Source organism: Streptomyces sp. NPDC003077 (assembly GCF_040611095.1).
Taxonomy (GTDB): Bacteria; Actinomycetota; Actinomycetes; order Streptomycetales; family Streptomycetaceae; genus Streptomyces.
In genome coordinates this window covers 1-18,104 of record NZ_JBEXNM010000081.1, presented here as the reverse complement: position 1 = coordinate 18,104, position 18,104 = coordinate 1, and the positions used below count along the sequence as shown (strand labels likewise).

Here is an 18,104-nt window from a genome sequence, read left to right as displayed (position 1 = left end):
GATGAACCCCTGGTAGCCGGGAAGCGGCAGTCGAGCCGCAGCCCGTCCCGGGCGCCGGGATGAACCCCTGGTGGCCAGGAGGCGGCAGTCGAGCCGCAGCCCGTCCCGGGCGCCGGGAGGGGCCGCGTCCGCCCGTCTCGCGGCGGGCTCGGGCGGCCGGACGCCTGTGGGCTCACTCCGTGGCGCCCCCGGGTCCGTGTCAGTCGTGCCAGGCGCCGAGCTCCTCCAGGAGGGGCTGGAGGACCGTGAAGACGCCCGGCGAGGCGGCCACGGTGAGCTCGTGCGAGGCCGGCTCCCCGGGACGGCCGCCGGTGAGCGCGCCGGCCTCGCGGGCTATGAGGGCGCCCGCCGCCAGGTCCCAGGGGTTGAGCCCGCGCTCGTAGTACCCGTCCAGCCGGCCCAGGGCCACGTCGCACAGGTCGATCGCGGCCGAGCCGCCCCGCCGGATGTCCCGCACCTTCGGCAGCAGGACGCGGACCACCTCGGCCTGGGCCGCCCGGCGCTCGCTGAGGTAGCCGAAGCCGGTGCCGATCAGCGCCTGGGACAGCGGCGGCGCGGGGCGGCAGTGCGCCCGCTCGCCGTTGATGTACGCGCCGCCGCCCAGGACCGCGTGGTAGGTCTCGCCGCGCATCGGCGCCGCCACGACGCCGACGACCGTCTCGCCGTCCTTCTCCGCGGCGATCGAGACCGCCCAGGAGGGCAGGCCGTAGAGGTAGTTCACGGTGCCGTCCACCGGGTCGATCACCCAGCGCACCCCGCTGCTGCCCTCGACGCCGGCGCCCTCCTCCCCCAGGACGCCGTCGTCGGGCCGGTGCTCGGCGAGGAAGCCGGTGATCAGCTTCTCGGAGGCGAGGTCCATTTCGGTGACGACGTCGTTGGGGCTGGTCTTCGTGGCGGCGACCCCCAGGTCGGAGGGACGGCCCTCGCTCAGCAGCCGGCCCGCGCGGCGGGCGGCCTCCAGGGCCAGGTCGAGGAGTTCGTCCAGTAGCGGGTCGGACAACGGTGCTCCTTGGTGGTGCGGGTGGGTTTCTCGCCTGTTCGCCTGGGGTTCTTCTCCGTTACGCCTGGGTGCTGGGTACCGGCCCCTCCCAGTCCGCGCCCGCGGCGGCCGGGCGCGGGGTGCGCGCGGGGCAGCAGCCGACCGGGCACAGGTCGTGGCTCGGGCCCAGCGCGCCCAGGGCGCAGCGCTGCGGCGTGATGCCCCGTTCGGCCTCGGCGCGCTCCAGGATCAGGTCGCGCACCGCGGCGGCGAACCGGGGGTCGGCGCCGACGGTGGCCGAGCGGGCGACCGGCAGCCCCAACTCGGCGGCCTTGGCGGTGGCCTCGGTGTCGAGGTCGTACTTGACCTCCATGTGGTCCGAGACGAAGCCGATGGGGGCCATGACGACGGCGGGGACGCCGGCGGCGTGGCGCTCCTCCAGGTGGTCGCAGATGTCCGGCTCCAGCCAGGGGATGTGGGGGGCGCCGCTGCGCGACTGGTAGACGAGCTGCCAGGGGCGCACGACACCGGTCTCCGCGCGGACCGCCTCGGCGATCTCCCGGGCGACGTCCAGGTGCTGGGCGACGTACGCGCCGCCCTCGCCGTCCTCGGTGTGGTCCTCGGGGCGGCCGGAGGTGTCGGCGGCGGCGGTGGGGATGGAGTGCGTGGTGAAGGCGATGTGGGCGGAGTCCCGGACGTCCTCGGGCAGCTCGGCGAGCGCGGCCAGCACGCCGTCCACCATGGGCTGCACGAAGCCGGGGTGGTTGAAGTAGTGCCGCAGCTTGTCCACCTGGGGCACCGGGCGGCCCTCGGCCTGGAGGGTGGCGAGCGCGTCGGCCAGGTTCTCGCGGTACTGGCGGCAGCCGGAGTACGAGGCGTAGGCGCTGGTGGCCAGGACGGCGATGCGGCGGCGGCCGTCGTCCACCATCTGCCGGAGGGTGTCGATCAGGTAGGGCGCCCAGTTGCGGTTGCCCCAGTAGATGGGCAGGTCCAGGCCGTTGTCGGCGAAGTCCTTGCGCAGCGCGTCCAGCAGCTCGCGGTTCTGCGCGTTGATCGGGCTGACGCCTCCGAACAGGAAGTAGTGCTGACCCACCTCCTTCAGACGCTCGCGGGGGATGCCCCGGCCGCGGGTGACGTTCTCCAGGAACGGGACCACGTCGTCCGGGCCCTCCGGTCCCCCGAAGGACAGCAGCAGCAGGGCGTCGTAGGGAGTGGGGTCCGCCCCGGCGGAGCGGGTGGTGGGATCGCGCTGTTCGGACATGTCTCGATCCTCCCACCCGGCACTGACAGCCGGTAAACCGGAGGCACCCACCTGCCGGCGCCCGTAAGCTGTATCGGCCACTGACATGCCTGACACCGACCGACGGCCGCCCCGCCGTCGGCCCCACCGGCGGAGCAGCCCCCTTGCCCAGTCCTTACCGCGCCCTCTTCGGCCGTCCCGGAGCCCTCTCCTTCTCGGCCGCCGGTCTCCTCGGCCGGATGCCCCTGTCGATGCTCGGCATAGGCGTCGTCACGATGGTCTCCCAGCTCACCGGCCGCTACGGGCTGGCCGGCGCGCTGTCCGCGACCCTCGCCCTGTCCGCGGCCGTCCTGGGGCCGCAGGTCTCCCGCCTCGTGGACCGGCACGGGCAGCGCCGGGTGCTGCGCCCGGCCACCCTCGTCAGCCTGACCGCCATCGCCGGGCTGCTGCTGAGCGCCCAGCAGGACTGGCCGGACTGGACGCTCTTCGTCTTCGCCGCCTGCGCGGGCTGCGTCCCGAGTGTGGGATCGATGGTCCGGGCGCGCTGGGCGGAGATCTACCGGGGGCAGCCGGAGGGCCTGCACGCCGCGTACTCCTGGGAGTCCGTCGTCGACGAGCTCTGCTTCATCCTCGGGCCCATCCTGGCGATCGGCCTGTCGACCGGCTGGTTCCCCGAGGCGGGGCCGCTGGTGGCGGCGGTCTTCCTGGCGATCGGCGTGCTGTGGCTGACCGCCCAGCGCGCCACCGAGCCCGTCCCGCAGCCGCGCGACCAGCACACCCGGCAGTCGGCGCTGCGCTCCCGAGGCCTCCAGGTCCTGGTCGTCACGTTCGTGGCCACCGGCGCGATCTTCGGCGCCATCGACGTGGTCACCGTCGCGTTCGCCGAGCAGGAGGGCCACAAGTCCGCCGCCAGCCTGGTGCTGGCCGTGTACGCCCTGGGGTCCTGCTGCGCCGGCATCGTCTTCGGACTGCTGCGCCTGAAGGGCGACCCCGCGCGGCGGTGGCTGCTGGGTGTCTGTGCGATGGCCGTGAGTATGATCCCGCTCCAACTGGTCGGGAACCTGGCGTTGCTGGCCGTGGCGCTCTTCGTGGCGGGCCTGGCCATCGCTCCGACGATGGTGAGCACGATGGCCCTGGTCGAACAGCACGTCCCGCGCGCGAAACTGACCGAGGGCATGACCTGGACCAGCACCGGGCTGGCGGTCGGGGTGGCGCTCGGCTCGTCGGCCGCCGGCATGGTGGTGGACGCGGCCGGTGCGCACCGGGGGTACCTGGTGGCGGCGGTGGCGGGGGCGCTCGCGGCGCTCGTCGGTTTCCTCGGATACCGCCGGCTCCGTCCGGCGGGGCCGGGGGCGGGGTCCGCTCCGCCCGTGGCAAGGGGAGGGATGGACGCGGATGAGCCAGGTGCGCGGGGCCGCTCGGCGGCCGGGCACGACGAGGAACACGTGGGCTAACTGGGCGGGGAACGTCACCTCCCGCCCCCTGCGGACGGCGTCGCCGTCCACGACCGCCGACGTGGTGGCGGCGGTCCGGCAGGCCGCCGAGGACGGCCTGCCCGTCAAAGCGGTGGGAACCGGTCATTCCTTCACGGCGGCGGCGGTCACCGACGGCCTGCTGATCCGCCCGGAGCGACTGGCCGGCGTCCACCAGGTGGACCGCGGGAACGGCACCGTCACCGTGGCCGCCGGCACCCCCCTCAAGCAGCTCAACCAGACGCTGTCCGCCCACGGCCTGTCCCTGGCCAACATGGGCGACATCATGGAGCAGACGGTCTCCGGCGCCATCAGCACCGGCACCCACGGCACCGGCCGGGACTCCGCCTCCCTCGCCGCCCAGGTCACCGCCCTGGAACTGGTCACGGCCGACGGCTCGGTCCTGCACTGCTCCGAGAAGGAGAACCCGGACGTCTTCGCGGCGGCCCGCGTCGGGCTCGGCGCCCTGGGGGTGATCACGGCGGTGACCTTCGCGGTCGAGCCGGAGTTCCTGCTGACGGCCCGCGAGGAACCGATGTCCTTCGACCGGGTCAAGGCCGAGTTCGACCAGCTCGTCGCCGAGAACGAGCACTTCGAGTTCTTCTGGTTCCCGCACACCGAGAGCTGCGTCACCAAGCGCAACAACCGCAGCCAGGGCCCCGCCGCACCCCTCGGCCGGATCGGCAGCTGGTTCGAGGACGAGCTGGTGTCCAACGGCGTCTTCCAGGCCGCCTGCTCCGTGGGCCGCGCGGTGCCGGCCGCCGTCCCGGGCCTCGCCCGGCTGGCCGGGCGCGCCCTGTCGGCCCGCACGTACACGGACGTCCCGTACAAGGTCTTCACCTCGCCGCGCCGGGTGCGCTTCGTGGAGATGGAGTACGCGCTCCCGCGGGAGGCCGCCATCGAGGCGCTGCGCGAGCTGCGGGCCCTCATCGAGCGCTCCCGGCTGCGGGTGGGCTTCCCGGTGGAGGTGCGCACCGCGCCCGCCGACGACATCCCGCTGTCCACCGCCTCCGGCCGGGACACCGTCTACCTCGCCGTCCACATGTACCGGGGGACGCCGTACCGGGCGTACTTCTCGGCCGCCGAGCGGATCATGATCGAACACGGCGGGCGGCCACACTGGGGCAAACTCCACAGCCGGGACGCCGCATCCCTCGAAGGGGTGTACCCGCGCTTCACCGAGTTCACGGCCCTCCGGGCCCGCCTGGACCCGGAGCGCCTCTTCGCGAACCCATACCTGCGGCGCGTACTGGGGGACTGAGGGGCGGCGCCTGGATGCCGTGCGGGCGGCCGTCCCTTACGGACCGCCGCCCGTCCGCTCCTCTATCCGCGCCCCTCAGGAAGCCCCCGGGTTCGGCGCCTTCTGGTCGTCCTGCGGCGGCCGGCCCGTCTGGCCCTGGTCGCCGTTGGCGTCGCCGGTCCCGCTGCCCGTGCCGTCTCCCGTGCCCGGCGTACCACTCGGGTGCCCGGTCGCCGGAGGCGGCGAGACCTTGCCGCCGTCGGCCGGCGGGGTGGTCGACGGGTCCTTCTTGTCCCCGGTGTCCCCGCTGCCCGGGGACGTGGTGCCCTTCGTGCCGTTGCCGGGGACCTGCGTCGCGGGGGGCGTGGTGGCGCCGTGGCTCGGGTGGCCGGTGTCGGTGCCCGAGCCACCGTCGCCGGTGGAGCCGTCCGTGGACGGGGTGCCGCTCGGGGTGGACCGGTGGTCGTTGTGGCCGCCCGGGTTGGTGACGCGGCCGACCGTCGTGCCTTTCTTGCCGTCCGGCGTGTGACCGGTGATCAGTTCGATGCCGGTGACGACGCCCATGGCCAGGACGAAAACTGCCAGCGCGGCGAGCGCCGGCCGCTTCCAGCCGCGCCACCGGGTGCCGTAGGTGGCGGTGCTCTCCTCTTCGGAACCCGGCTGCCACCCGGGAACGCCGGACCGGCGCAGCGGCCGGGTCAGGTCCTCGGCTCCCCCGAAGCCGCCGTCGGCCCGCCCCATGGCCCGCGTCTCGTCCTGCGCCCCTATGGGCGCGCGGCTCGCGGGGACCCGGCCGAGCACGCGCGTCGCGTCGTCCGGATCCGTACCGGCCGGGCGGACGCGACCGGCGGAGTGCGGGGGCAGCAGCCGCGTCCGGTCCGGGTCCACGAACCAGGGGTCCCGCTCGTCCCGCTTCTGGGGGTCGCGTGCGGCGACGGAGGTGACGGGGTCCGCCACGCCGCGCCGGTCGAAGGCGGGCAGCACCGTGGTCGGGTCCTGGTGCGCCGGTCCGTCGGCACGGGAGGCGCGGCGCGGTTTCGGACGGGTGGTGAGCGAGGCTTCCTTGATGTGCTCACCCGTACGGCGGAACAGGTGCTGGAAAATCGAGCCACCCGTGGTGGCCAGCACACTGACGACACCCGCTCCGATGATCGTTCCGTACAACCCGAGCCGGCCGGTGAGGAAGGCCGCGATGGCGGCGGCCAAGGCGCTGCCGGCGACCTGAGCCACGCTCAGGTCAAGCCGCTTGCCCTTGTGTTTCGCGCCGCTTTCATGCTCTTCGCCCATCTCCAGCCCCTGATAACCCATTCAGTCCATCTTGCACGGACAAGGGACCATAAGACGAAGCCCGATAGTTCCGATTCCGGGGAATCTGTGAACATCGACACCTGTAGCCTGTGGAGAGACGTCGACAAGGCGACTCCAACTCCCTTGCGTCGCGTGAACTTGGGCGGCGCGGCGGTCCACCTCGGTGGCCCGAATGGCGTACAGTGGCGATCCCTGGCCCCGGCACCCGTCGGGCTGCCCGGATTCCGCGGGAGGGGCCCTGAAGGCGGCACTCGCCCGGGGGCGCCGCCACTCGGTACGGGCAGGAGGAGGCTCAGGGCAACCGACATGGTCACTCAGCGTTGCGAACTGGTAACCGTGTCATAACGGCGTTCGCGGGGCCAAGCCCCGACACGCCGGGTAACTCGGCAAGGTTGTGGCAGGCTGCACCCGGGCAGGCCACACTCGACTAGCGGAAGCAGCGACGCACGTGACGTCGGCAGGCACCACCCGGGAGGTCCCCATGCCCGAACTGCGTGTCGTGGCCGTCAGCAACGACGGCACACGGCTGGTGCTCAAAGCTGCGGACAGCACCGAGTACACGCTTCCGATCGACGAGCGGCTGCGCGCCGCGGTCCGCAACGACCGCGCACGGCTCGGACAGATCGAGATCGAGGTCGAGAGCCATCTCCGCCCCCGGGACATCCAGGCGCGTATACGGGCCGGCGCGTCCGCCGAAGAGGTCGCCCAGCTCGCCGGGATCCCCGTCGACCGCGTGCGCCGCTTCGAGGGGCCGGTGCTCGCCGAGCGCGCGTTCATGGCCGAGCGCGCCCGCAAGACACCGGTCCGGCGGCCGGGCGAGAACACCGGCCCGCAGCTGGGCGAGGCGGTCGCGGAGCGGCTGCTGCTGCGCGGCGCCGACAAGGACTCCGTCCAGTGGGACTCCTGGCGGCGGGACGACGGCACGTGGGAAGTCCTGCTGGTCTACCGCGTCGCCGCCGAGCCGCACTCCGCGAGCTGGACGTACGACCCGCCACGGCGGCTCGTCCAGGCGGTGGACGACGAGGCCAGGGCGCTGATCGGCGAGACCGACGACACGCCGGAGCCCAGCTTCCCGTTCGTCCCCCGGATCGCGCGCCTGCCGCGCGACCGGCCGCTGGACCGCTCCCTGGACCGGCCCGCCGACCGCTCCGCGGCGCCCGCCGAGGACACCGAGAAGCGCGCCTCCGGAGACGGCGAGCGGGAGCGGGACTCGCTGACGAGCCTGCTGGAGGCGGTGCCCAGCTTCCGGGGCGACATGGTCGTACCGGAGAGCGCCAAGGCGCCGAAGGACGAGCCCGAAGAGGAAGCCGAGGTCGAGGAGCCGCCGGCGGCCAGCGCGGGCGCGGGTTCCGCGTACGCCGACGTGCTGATGCCCCGGGCGGTCGCCGGGCACCGGGACCGGCTGATCGGCACCACCGACCGGCAGGCCGAGGCGGACGGCGTACGGCCCGGCCGGCGGGCCGCCGTTCCGAGCTGGGACGAGATCGTCTTCGGGACGCGCAGGAAGAAGCCGGAGTAGACACCGTCTTCGGACGGATCGAACGGTGACGAGCCGCGTGCGGAAGGAAACGTTCCGCACGCGGCTCGTGGCTGTGGACCCGGCGCTGTGGATGAGGGTGGCCCCGCCCGCTCTGTGCACGCGTCCTCTGTGCACACGCCCTCTTTGCGCGCGTCAGCCCGGCTACGGGCCCGTCCTGCACGCGTCAGCCCGGTCGCGGGCCCGTCCTGAACGCGTCAGCCCGGCTGCGGGCCCGTCGCCACCGGGCGGTCCGGGTCCGAGGACCACTCGCTCCACGAGCCGACGTACAGGGCGGCCGGGATGCCGGCGACGGTCAGGGCCAGGATCTCGTGGGCGGCCGACACGCCCGAGCCGCAGTAGACGCCGACCTCCGCGCCGGCCGTGGCGCCGAGGGCGGAGAACCGGTCGGCCAGTTCCTCCGGGGCGTGGAAGGTGCCGTCGGCGGCGACGTTGTGCGTGGTCGGGGCGGAGTGGGCGCCGGGGATGTGCCCGCCGACGCGGTCGATGGGCTCCACCTCGCCGCGGTAGCGCTCGGGCGCCCGCGCGTCGAGCAGGACGCCGCGCCGCGCCAGCGCCGCCGCCTCGTCCGCCGTGAGGACCGGCAGCGCGCCCGGAGCCGGGACGAAGTCGCCCTCCTTCGGGTCCGGCGTCTCGGTGCTCAGCGGGCCGCCGGCCGCGGTCCAGGCCGGCAGGCCGCCGTCCAGGACGCGGACCGAGGGGTGGCCCGCCCAGCGCAGCAGCCACCAGGCGCGGGCCGCGGCCCAGCCCTGCCCGCCGTCGTACACGACCACGTCGAGGTCCGCGGACACCCCGGCGCGGCGCATGGCCGCGGTGAACACGTCGAGGTCCGGCAGGGGGTGGCGGCCGGCCGCGCCCGGCGGCGCCGCCAGCTCGGCGTCGAGGTCGACGTACACCGCGCCGGGCAGGTGACCGGTCTCGTAGACGGGGCGCCCGGGCGGGCCGCCGAGCTGCCAGCGGACGTCCAGGAGGACCGGGGGCGCGGCGCCCTCCGTCTCCTTCAGGAGGGCGGGGGCGCTGATGATGGCATTCATGGGGGTCATCCTGGCCCAGAGCGCCCGCGCGTTGAAGAGCGGCACGGGGCCCGATGATCCGCGCGTGACCTCAGGCAACACGGCGGAAACGGAAGCGAAACATCAAATCGGGCATCCTCCCATGAGAACGCGCCGAAGTCGGCGCGGCCGGGGCGCGCAGCCGGGCGCAGGGTGCGAGCATCGGCTCGGGGCCGGCAGGTGATCGCCGGACCCCGTACGGTCACCACCCCGACGGTCCGAGGAGCGAGCGACGATGACGACCGAGGCAGCGACCCGGCGGACGCCCGGCGCGCCCTGCTGGGTAAGTCTCATGGTGCACGGCCTGTCCGCCACACAGGCGTTCTACGGTGCACTGTTCGGATGGGAGTTCCGGCCGGGCCCACGGCAGGTCGGTCCGTACGTCCGGGCGTTCCTCGGTGAGCGGGAGGTGGCCGGGATCGGCGCGCTGGCGCCCGGCCGCGAGACGAGTGTCGCGTGGACCCCGTATTTCGCCAGTGCCGACGCCGATGTGACGGCCGAGCACATCCGCTGCTGCGGCGGCACGGTGGCGGTCGGCCCGCTGGACGCGGACCGGTCCCGGATGGTGGTCGCCTCCGATCCGCGGGGGGCGGTGTTCGGCGTGTGGCAGGGCGGAGAGGCGACGGGCGCGGCGGCCGTCGATGTGCCCGGCACGCTGGTGTGGAACGAACTGGTCGTCAAGGAGAGCAAGCCCGCCGCGTCCTTCTACGAGGCGGTGTTCGGCTTCGAGGCGACGACGGGGACGGAGGCGCCCGATGAGAGCGGAGTGCCGTCGGCCGGGGCCGAGGAGCCCGACCACCGCACGCTGTGGCTCAAGGGGCGGGCGGTGGCGGGCATCCGCGGGGTGGGCGACGCGTTGCCGCGCGACCGGGGGCCGCACTGGATGACCTACTTCGCGGTCGCGGACGCCGATGCCGCGGTCCGCCGGGTGGCGGAGCTGGGCGGCCGGGTGGTGCGGCCCGCGTGGGACGCCGCGTACGGGCGGGTGGCGACGGTCGCCGACCCGGAGGGGGCGGTGTTCGGGGTGGTCCGGCGGGGGTGAGAGGCGTGCCGACCGCCCTGTGAGGTCGTCACGCGCTGCGTGCGGTGGGCGGTCCTTGGGTGCGCCCCCGTCCCCACGCCAGGACGCGGGCCGGACAGGGGTTCCCGTCCGGCCCGCGTCCTGGCGTCGGCGCGGCCTCAGCTCACCGCGTCGACCGGCAGCACGTCCGGGGACAGGGCCGCCGCGTGGGCGGTGGCGGAGGTCTGGCGGCGGCGGTGGTGGCGGCGGCACAGGACCTCGTACCCGACGGCGGCCTGGGGGTCGTCCACGTCCCCGACGACGACCTGGGCGCCCTCGGTGACCATCACGCCGCCGACCGTGCGGGCGTTGTGCGTGGCGCGGGCGCCGCACCAGCACAGGGCCTCCACCTGGAGCACCTCTATGCGGTCGGCCAGCTCCACCAGGCGCTGCGAGCCCGGGAAGAGCTTGCTGCGGAAGTCGGTGGTGATGCCGAAGGCGTACACGTCCAGGTCGAGGTCGTCCACGACGCGGGCGAGCTGGTCGATCTGCTCGGGCGCGAGGAACTGGGCCTCGTCGGCGATGACGTAGTCCACCCGGCCGCCGGAGGAGAGGTGGCCGACGATGTGGGCGAAGAAGTCGGTGTCGTCGGCGACCTCGACCGCCTCGGTGACCAGGCCGAGGCGGGAGGAGAGCTTGCCCGCGCCGGCCCGGTCGTTGCGGACGTAGATCATGCCCTGGAGGCCGCGGGCCGAGCGGTTGTGCTCTATCTGGAGAGCGAGCGTGCTCTTTCCGCAGTCCATCGTTCCGGAGAAGAACACCAGCTCGGACATGGTGGGTCAGCGGCCTTTCGGGCTCGGGGAAGGGTGAGGAGGGGGCGGCGGTCCGGTGGACCGCGTCAGGTGCGGACTTCGAGGAGCGGGACGAGCTGTTCGACCGGGGTCATCGAACCGTGCATGCCGACCATCGTCGACTCGCGGGGCTCGTTCTCCGAGGCGATGATCACCATGTCGTCGTGCGCGGCGGCGACCACGTCGCCGATCCGCTCCCGGACCCGGTCCGCCACCCGCGGGCCGAACCACCCGGCCGCGATGGCCTCGTCCCGGCTCGCCACCCACATGCGGTCGCCGACCACCTCGCGCCATACGGCCAGGACGTCGGCGGTGGCGCCCGGGTGCGCGTACACGTGGCGGGCCCGGCCCTCGCCGCCCAGAAGGCGGACGCCGGCGCGCAGCTCCCAGTCCGTGTCGAAGTCGACGCGGGAGTCGGGATCGAACGGGATGTCGATCATGCCGTGGTCGGCGGTGACGTACAGCGCGGAGCGGGGCGGCAGTTGCTCGGCGAGCCGCTGCGCGAGGCGGTCCACGTACATGAGCTGGCCGCGCCAGGCGTCGGAGTCCACGCCGTAGCGGTGGCCCTTGCCGTCGACCTCGGCGTAGTAGGTGTAGACCAGCGAGCGGTCGCCGGCGGCCAGTTGCCCGGCGGCCAGGTCCATCCGGTCCTCGCCGGACAGGCGGCCGTGGAAGGTGCCGCCGCTCAGCGCGATCTCGGTGAGCGGGGTGCGCTCGAAGGACGGCGAGGAGACCTGGCAGGTGTGGATGCCGGCCGCCGCCGCCAGCTGGAAGACCGTCGGGTGCGGCTGCCAGGCGTGCGGGTCGGTCCACGGGTGCCAGCGGAGCTGGTGCATCAGCTCGCCGGTGTCCGGGTTCTGGCAGGTGTAGCCCGGCAGGCCGTGGACGCCCGGGGGCAGGCCCGTGCCGACGGAGGCGAGCGAGGTCGCGGTGGTGGACGGGAACCCGGCGGTGAGGGGGCGACCCGTGCCGTTGGACGAGGTGTCCAGCAGCGAGGTCAGGAAGGGCGCCTCGTCGGGGTGGGCGCGCAGCAGCTCCCAGCCGAGGCCGTCGACGAGGAAGACGCACACGCGGTCGGCGGGCGCCAGCTCCATCGCCGGGGCGCCGCCGGGCAGCGCGAGCCCCTGACCGGCCGTGACGGCGGGCAGGAGGTCGGCGAGCGAGCCGGTGCCGTAGCGGGGCACCGGCGCGGTGGCGGGGTCGAGCGGCTCGGGCCAGGCGGTGACGGGGTGGGCCATCACCGGGCGGCGGTGGCCGCGGTGGCCTCGGAGAGCGCCTGGGCGAAGGCCAGCGCCTGGCGGACGGTGTCCGGGCCGTCCCCGGCCTCGCTGACCCGCAGCGACAGATCGTCGGCGGTGGAGGAGCCGGTGTAGCCGTGGTCCGCGTCGCAGTTCGGGTCGCCGCAGCTCGCGGGCTCCAGGTCGAGCCGGGCGACGGCGCCCCAGCCGATGGTCAGCACGACCTCGCGGGGCAGCTGCCCCGGGGTGTACGACTCGGGGTTGGAGACCACCCGGCTCAGGACGACCGACGAGATCCGGCCGAGCTTGACGGACTCGGTGGAGGTCGTGGCGTAGGGAGAGGGGGAGGTGTCGTCGGCGGACTGCTCGTCGGTGTGGCTGACGATGAAGCGGGTGCCGGTCAGGACGAGGACGGTGACGTGCCGGCGGACCTCGTTCGCGTCGAAGGTCGTTTCCTGGTGTACGAGGTACGACACCACCGGTTCCCCGCCGACCGCGGCCTGCACCGCCTCGGCCACGAGGGCCGGGTAATAGCCGCTGCGCTCGATCGCCGCGCGCAGCCCCTGGGTCGTCGTACCGGTTTTAGCCATGAGGTCCATCCTACGGGGCGAACCGGACTGTACGGGCCTGAGAGGACGGGCGGTCGGCGGTGTACGGGGGCGGGGTGGCCGGAAGGCGTCGGTGGGGGCGGAGGGGGTGGGGGGAGGTGGCCGGTGGGGGGCTCCGGGGGGCGCTGGGGGTCGGGGCGGGCTGGGGATCGCGGTGGGTGGTCGGGGCCTCGGTCGGGCCGTTCGGTCATCGGTCGGGCCTCGTTCGGTCGTCGTTCGGTCGTCGTTCGGTCGTCGTGCTGGTCGGAGACGCCCCGGGGCCGGACTGAGCCGCCCCTTGCCCGGGACCGCGCGGAGTCGGCGCGCTGCCGCGTCAGGGGGCCGCCGCCCCTCCCCCGCGGGTCAGTACACCGGCAACCGGCGCGGGCCGAGGTCCGTGGTGGCCGGCGGGTGGGCCAGGCGGACCGCGGCGTCCAGGACGGAGAGGCCGTGGGGAGCGACCACGACCGGCTCCAGATCGACGGCGACCACTTCCGGATGGTCGTCCACCAGCCGGGACACGCGCAGCAGCAGTTCCTCCAGGGCGGCAGTGTCCACCGGCTGGGAGCCGCGCCAGCCGAAGAGGAGGGGCGCCGTCCGTATGGAGCGGATCTGGTCGGCGACGTCGCGGTCGGTGGCGGGTATGAGGCGGTGGGCGGTGTCGCCGAGGAGTTGGGAGGGCGCGCCCGCGAGGCCGAAGGAGAGGACCGCGCCGGCGGCCGGGTCGATGGCGGCGCGGACGACGGTGTCCACGCCGCGCGGCACCATCGCCTGGACGACCGGGCGCAGTTCCTCCGGGCTCCCCAGGAAGGCGGTCAGCTCGGCGTAGGCCCGGCGCAGCTCCCGCTCGTCAGGCAGGTCGAGGCGGACACCGCCGAGGTCCGCGCGGTGCCGCAGGTGGGGCGCGGTGGTCTTGAGGGCGACCGGGTAGCCCAGGGCGGCGGCGGCCCGTGCGGCGGCGCCCGCGTCGGGCGCCGGGAGGGCGGGGTGGACGTGGACGCCGTAGCGGGCGAGGAGGGCGTGCGCGTCGGCGGGCGGCAGCGGGACGGAGCGGGTGGCGTCGCCGTCCGGGGCGAGCCGGGCGAGCAGCCGCTCGATGTCGGCGCCGGCGGCGGCTTCCTGGATGTCCTCGTATTCGGGGACGCGTCCGGGTGTGGCCGCGGCGCGGCGCCACTCGGCGTAGCGGACGGCTTCGGCCAGCGAGCGGATCGCCCGCTCGGGGGCGGGGTAGGCGGGGATGCGCGGGTCGGTTCGAGGGGCCGGGTCGGGGGGTGTCGCCGGTGCGTTCGGCGGCGGGGGCGGGGGTGCGGGCTGCGGGTCGGTGGCCGGGGCGGTCGGTCCGTTCGGGCCTTCCGGCGACCGGTGTGCTGTGCGGGGATCCGCTGGGCCGGGCGCCGTTCCCGTCAGCGCGGTCTCAGAGGTACATGGACGTGCCGCTCCCCTGGGCACGCTTTCGGACGTCCGGGGACGCTCCATTCCGGCCACCGTCATCTCCCCCGGTGCGGGCGCCGGGGGACGTCTCTCCCCGGTGGGCCGGGGTGCCGTGGGGGCGGGGACCGGTCCGTCCGCCATCCGATGCCCGGGGATCGCGAGGGCGGCGGCCAGGGCGTCCATGGCGAGGTGGGCGACGGCCACCGGTTTGGGGCGGGCGGCCGACGCGGTGGCCCGGCGGAGGGCGGCGGCGAGGGCGTCCGCCTCGTGCGGGGAGGCGCCGCCGTCCTCGCCCACCCAGGGGATGGCCGTGACCACCGCCGCGTCGCAGCCGCCGTCGGCGAGCGCGGCGGCCAGCGCGTCCTGGAACTGCTGAGGAGTGGCCGACGAGGGCAGCACGTGCGGGCGCTGGGGGCGCAGCCCCTCGGTGAGGCAGGCGTCGTACGCGAGCAGGGCCAGCGCCTCCGAATTGCCCAGGATCGCCACTCGGGGGCCGGCGGGCAGCGGCTGGGCGGCGAGCAGCAGGCCCACGTCGATCAGCTCGGTGACCGTGTCGACGCGGATGACCCCGGCCTGGCGCATCAGGGCGGCGACGGTGCTGTCCGGGATGCGGGTGGTGGGCACGGCGTGGCCGGGCGGGGCGGTGCCGTTGTGGCGGGCGCCCTTGGCCACCACGACGGGTTTGACGGCGGCGGTGCGGCGGGCGAGCCGGGTGAACTTGCGCGGGTTGCCGATGGACTCCAGGTAGAGGATGGCGACGTCGGTGTCGGGGTCGTCGTGCCAGAACTGGAGGAGGTCGTTGCCGGATAGGTCGGCGCGGTTGCCCGCGGAGACGAAGGTGGAGACGCCGAAGCCGCCGCCGTCCCCGAACCCGCGCTCGTCCAGGCCGCTGAGCAGGGCGATGCCGATCGCCCCGGACTGGGTGAACAGCCCTATCCGGCCGGTGCCGGGCAGCCGGGGCGCCAGTGAGGCGTTGAGGCGCGTGCCGGGGGCGGTGTTGATCAGACCGAAGGCGTTCGGGCCGATCAGGCGCATGCCGTACGAACGGGCCTGGCGCAGCACGGCCCGCTGCCGCTCCCGGCCCTCGGCCCCGGCCTCCGCGTAACCGGACGAGAGGATCACCAGGCCCTGCACGCCGTGCTCGCCGCAGTCCCGGACCACCTCGGGGACGCGCGCCGCGGGGACGGCGATCACCGCGAGGTCGACGGGGCCCGGGATGTCCGCGACGCGGCGGTAGGCCGGTACGTCCTCGGGTGCGAGCCGTCCGCCGCCCGCGGGGAAGGCCTGGTTGACCGCGTACGCGCGGCCCGTGAAGCCGGCGTCGAGGACGTGGCGCAGGACGGTGCGCCCGACGCCGCCGGGGGCGCGGCCGGTGCCGACGACGGCGAGCGAGCCGGGGGCGAGCAGGCGCTGCACGGAGCGGGCCTCGGCGCGCTGCTCGCGCCCGCGCATCACGGCCATCGAGCGCTCGGTCGGCTCCAGGCCGAACTCCAGACGGACCACGCCGTCTTCGAAGCTGCGCTTGTGGACGTAGCCGGCGTCCGTGAACACCTTGATCATCTTGGTGTTGGCCGGCAGCACCTCGGCGACGAACCGGCGGATGCCGCGCTCGCGGGCCACCGCGGCGATGTGCTCCAGGAGCGCGGAGGCCACGCCACGCCCCTGGTGGGCGTCCTGCACGAGGAAGGCGACCTCGGCCTGGTCGGCGTCGGCCTCCTTGGCGGGCATCCCGCGCGGGTCGATCCGGTCGTAGCGGACGGTGGCGATGAACTCGCCGTGCACGGTGGCCGCCAGGCCCACCCGGTCGACGTAGTCGTGGTGGGTGAAGCGGTGCACGTCGCGGTCGGACAGGCGCGGGTAGGGGGCGAAGAAGCGGTAGTACTTCGACTCGTCGGAGACCTGCTCGTAGAAGGAGACCAGCCGCTGGGCGTCGTCGGGCGTGATCGGGCGGATCCGGGCGGTGCCGCCGTCGCGCAGCACCACGTCGGCTTCCCAATGGGCCGGGTACGCCTGCTCCGACGTGTTCAGCATGCGGACAGCGTACGACCCGCCACCGACAACCGGCTCGGCATGCGCGGCCCCTGGCCCCGGGGCAGGCTGGGGCGGGGAACCGGCGGGACGGGTACGGGCGTGAGACGTACCGGAGGTGGGCCCGCGAGCCGGAGGCCGCGTCGGCGCGGCCCAAGCCCGCGAGCCGGGCGCCGCGTCCGCGCGGCCGAAGCCCGCACGCGGGAGCCGGGGCCGCGAGCCGGAGGCCGCGTCCGCGGGCTCGGACCGGCTGCCCGCAGCCCGGGGCCGCGGGCTGCGGAAGCACCCTCGACGGCATGCAAGAATGGTCTAGACAACCGTTACGACTTGAAGGGCAACACCATGGCTGAGCGCCGCGTCAATGTCGGTTGGGCCGAGGGTCTGCACGCCCGCCCCGCCTCGATCTTCGTCCGTGCGGCCACCGCCTCCGGCGTCCCGGTGACCATCGCCAAGGCCGGCGGCAACCCGGTCAACGCGGCCTCCATGCTGGCGGTGCTGGGCCTGGGCGCCCAGGGCGGCGAGGAGATCGTGCTGGCGTCCGACGCCGAGGGCGCCGACACCGCGCTCGACCGCCTGGCGAAGCTCGTCACCGAGGGTCTGGACGAGCTGCCCGAGACCGTCTGAGTCCCGGCCCGCCCTTCGGGGCGCACTCCGGGCCCGCGTGATCGCTCCGGCCGACCGGGGACGCCGCTCACACCGCGTCGCCCACTCCGGGAGACGGCCGGCCGCGCCCGACTTCACGGCCCGTCACGGTGACCACCGCGTCACCGAGGCGGGCCGTCGTGCTGTCCGGTCTTCGGGACCGTCGGCCACACCGGCCGAGAGAACGCCCTCAGGAACCCCGTACAAACGCCGCGGCCCCAGCCAGAGGGCTGGGGCCGACAGAACGTGCGGAAACGGACCGTCAGACGTTGACGCCGTGCGACCGGAGATAGGCGACCGGGTCCATGTCCGAGCCGTAATCGGGCGAGGTGCGGGCCTCGAAGTGGAGGTGGGCGCCGGTGGAGTTGCCGGTGTTGCCCGAGAGGCCGATCTGCTGGCCCGGGACGACGGTCTGGCCGACCGAGACGCCGATGGACGACAGGTGGCCGTACTGGGTGTACGTGCCGTCGTGCATCCGGATGACGATGTTGTTCCCGTAGGCGCCGCCCCAGCCCGCCTCCACGACGGTGCCCATGCCCACGGCGTGGACGGACGTGCCGGCGTCGGCGTGGAAGTCGACGCCGGAGTGGGTGCCGGAGGACCACAGGCCGCTGGACGCCTTGTAGGCGGTGGACACGTACGAACCGGTGATCGGGGCGACGAAGGTGTTCAGGCGCTTGCGCTCCGCCTCGCGGGCCGCGCGCTCGCGGGCCTCGTGCTGCTCCTTCATCCGGACCTCGGCCTGCTGCTTGGCCATCTCGGCCCGCTCCTGGGCCTCGGCCGCGGACCGCTCCCTCGCGGCGGCGGCCTCGGCGGCCTCCTGCTGGGCGTCGGCCTGGTCCTGGAGGCGGTAGGCGAGTTCGTCGCCGATGACGACGGCCTGCCGCAGGCCCGTGTCGGCGGGAGCCGCGTCCTCCGTGGCGGCCATCGCCGGCGAGGAGACGGAGGCCATGACGCCGGACGCGGCGATCGTGGCTATGCCGGCGATGTTGCGGGTCGTACGAGCGCCGCGGCTCGGACGACGGTGCTTCCCGGTGGCACGGGTGAGGGCCATGGGGCGGCTTCGTCCTTTCCTTCCTTCTCGCCTACCGGGTTAGCTGACGGGTTCGGAGCAGGAAGGTCTCCTACGGGCTCCTCCGGGAAGGAGTCCGATTCACCCCTGGTGGGGACTGCGGGTGGGTCCCCGGCTCCCCTGGCTCGCGCCGTGCGGGGATTCGGCGATGGCTGACCGGCGCCGCGGGTGCGGCTCACAGGTGGCGGTCAGCCGCCTTGACGCTAATGGGGTCGTCTTTCAATCGGCAAACAGAACCGCACGTTTGTGCCGTACGCCACACCGGCATCACGGAACCGCCCCGCCCATTGGGTAACGAACGGGCATAAGCCCCTGTTGGGGCACATGGCACCCACCCGCCCCAAGGGCCCGTCGAAGCGTCTCCGTGACCCGCCGAAACCTCCGGGCGGAAACGCGCCGGGGCCCCGTGGTGCTTCTCGGCACCACG

The 18,104-nt window shown here is 74.4% G+C and carries 14 protein-coding genes and 1 riboswitch; of the genes, 5 read left to right on the top strand and 9 right to left on the bottom strand.

Annotated features, from left to right (window positions below):
- Positions 1-199: 199 nt before the first annotated feature.
- Both ABZX96_RS33460 and ABZX96_RS33455 read right to left on the bottom strand, forming a co-directional pair.
- Entirely contained in the window at positions 200-1,000 is an 801-nt protein-coding gene (locus ABZX96_RS33460; RefSeq protein WP_355551779.1) for an inositol monophosphatase family protein, read from the bottom strand.
- A 58-nt stretch (positions 1,001-1,058) separates the two neighbouring features.
- Positions 1,059-2,240, bottom strand: coding sequence for a ferrochelatase (locus tag ABZX96_RS33455; protein WP_355551776.1), 1,182 nt, complete (start codon positions 2,238-2,240; stop codon positions 1,059-1,061).
- Between the two features lie 143 nt (positions 2,241-2,383).
- Between ABZX96_RS33455 and ABZX96_RS33450 the strand changes: the two genes are divergently transcribed.
- Positions 2,384-3,673: an MFS transporter gene (locus ABZX96_RS33450; protein WP_355551773.1), complete on the top strand. Its 1,290-nt coding sequence runs from the start codon at positions 2,384-2,386 to the stop codon at positions 3,671-3,673.
- On the top strand, positions 3,615-4,952 hold the full coding sequence (locus ABZX96_RS33445; protein ID WP_355551770.1) for a D-arabinono-1,4-lactone oxidase: 1,338 nt from the start codon (positions 3,615-3,617) through the stop codon (positions 4,950-4,952). The genes ABZX96_RS33450 and ABZX96_RS33445 overlap by 59 nt, the downstream gene beginning before the upstream one ends.
- A gap of 75 nt (positions 4,953-5,027) precedes the next feature.
- On the opposite strand, the gene ABZX96_RS33440 is transcribed toward ABZX96_RS33445, so the two are convergent.
- Complete coding sequence (locus ABZX96_RS33440; protein ID WP_355551767.1) at positions 5,028-6,239, bottom strand: hypothetical protein; 1,212 nt, start codon at positions 6,237-6,239, stop codon at positions 5,028-5,030.
- 481 nt (positions 6,240-6,720) lie between these two features.
- Between ABZX96_RS33440 and sepH the strand changes: the two genes are divergently transcribed.
- Entirely contained in the window at positions 6,721-7,758 is a 1,038-nt protein-coding gene (sepH, locus tag ABZX96_RS33435) for a septation protein SepH (RefSeq protein WP_355551764.1), read from the top strand.
- A 215-nt stretch (positions 7,759-7,973) separates the two neighbouring features.
- On the opposite strand, the gene ABZX96_RS33430 is transcribed toward sepH, so the two are convergent.
- Positions 7,974-8,810: a sulfurtransferase gene (locus ABZX96_RS33430; protein ID WP_355551761.1), complete on the bottom strand. Its 837-nt coding sequence runs from the start codon at positions 8,808-8,810 to the stop codon at positions 7,974-7,976.
- A gap of 253 nt (positions 8,811-9,063) precedes the next feature.
- Between ABZX96_RS33430 and ABZX96_RS33425 the strand changes: the two genes are divergently transcribed.
- Positions 9,064-9,870 (top strand): VOC family protein, encoded by an 807-nt coding sequence (locus ABZX96_RS33425; RefSeq protein ID WP_355551758.1) that lies wholly within the window; start codon positions 9,064-9,066, stop codon positions 9,868-9,870.
- Between the two features lie 137 nt (positions 9,871-10,007).
- Here the strand turns inward: ABZX96_RS33425 and ABZX96_RS33420 are convergent, their stop codons facing one another.
- The 4 genes from ABZX96_RS33420 to ABZX96_RS33405 all read right to left on the bottom strand — a co-directional run bounded on the left by ABZX96_RS33420 (position 10,008) and on the right by ABZX96_RS33405 (position 15,966).
- The gene (locus tag ABZX96_RS33420; RefSeq protein ID WP_355551755.1) at positions 10,008-10,661 is read right to left on the bottom strand and encodes a thymidine kinase; all 654 of its coding nucleotides are present in this window, start codon (positions 10,659-10,661) and stop codon (positions 10,008-10,010) included.
- A gap of 65 nt (positions 10,662-10,726) precedes the next feature.
- A complete protein-coding gene (locus ABZX96_RS33415) occupies positions 10,727-11,917 on the bottom strand; it encodes a nucleotide pyrophosphatase/phosphodiesterase family protein (RefSeq protein ID WP_355551826.1) in 1,191 nt (396 codons plus the stop codon).
- Positions 11,917-12,507 (bottom strand): DUF5998 family protein, encoded by a 591-nt coding sequence (locus ABZX96_RS33410; protein ID WP_355551753.1) that lies wholly within the window; start codon positions 12,505-12,507, stop codon positions 11,917-11,919. The genes ABZX96_RS33415 and ABZX96_RS33410 overlap by 1 nt, the downstream gene beginning before the upstream one ends.
- Before the next feature lie 360 nt (positions 12,508-12,867).
- Entirely contained in the window at positions 12,868-15,966 is a 3,099-nt protein-coding gene (locus tag ABZX96_RS33405; RefSeq protein WP_355551750.1) for a GNAT family N-acetyltransferase, read from the bottom strand.
- A 339-nt stretch (positions 15,967-16,305) separates the two neighbouring features.
- Between ABZX96_RS33405 and ABZX96_RS33400 the strand changes: the two genes are divergently transcribed.
- Complete coding sequence (locus ABZX96_RS33400; protein ID WP_355551747.1) at positions 16,306-16,587, top strand: HPr family phosphocarrier protein; 282 nt, start codon at positions 16,306-16,308, stop codon at positions 16,585-16,587.
- Between the two features lie 280 nt (positions 16,588-16,867).
- Here the strand turns inward: ABZX96_RS33400 and ABZX96_RS33395 are convergent, their stop codons facing one another.
- Complete coding sequence (locus ABZX96_RS33395) at positions 16,868-17,659, bottom strand: M23 family metallopeptidase (RefSeq protein ID WP_355551745.1); 792 nt, start codon at positions 17,657-17,659, stop codon at positions 16,868-16,870.
- A 13-nt stretch (positions 17,660-17,672) separates the two neighbouring features.
- A riboswitch (cyclic di-AMP (ydaO/yuaA leader) is annotated at positions 17,673-17,835 on the bottom strand.
- Positions 17,836-18,104 lie beyond the last annotated feature (269 nt).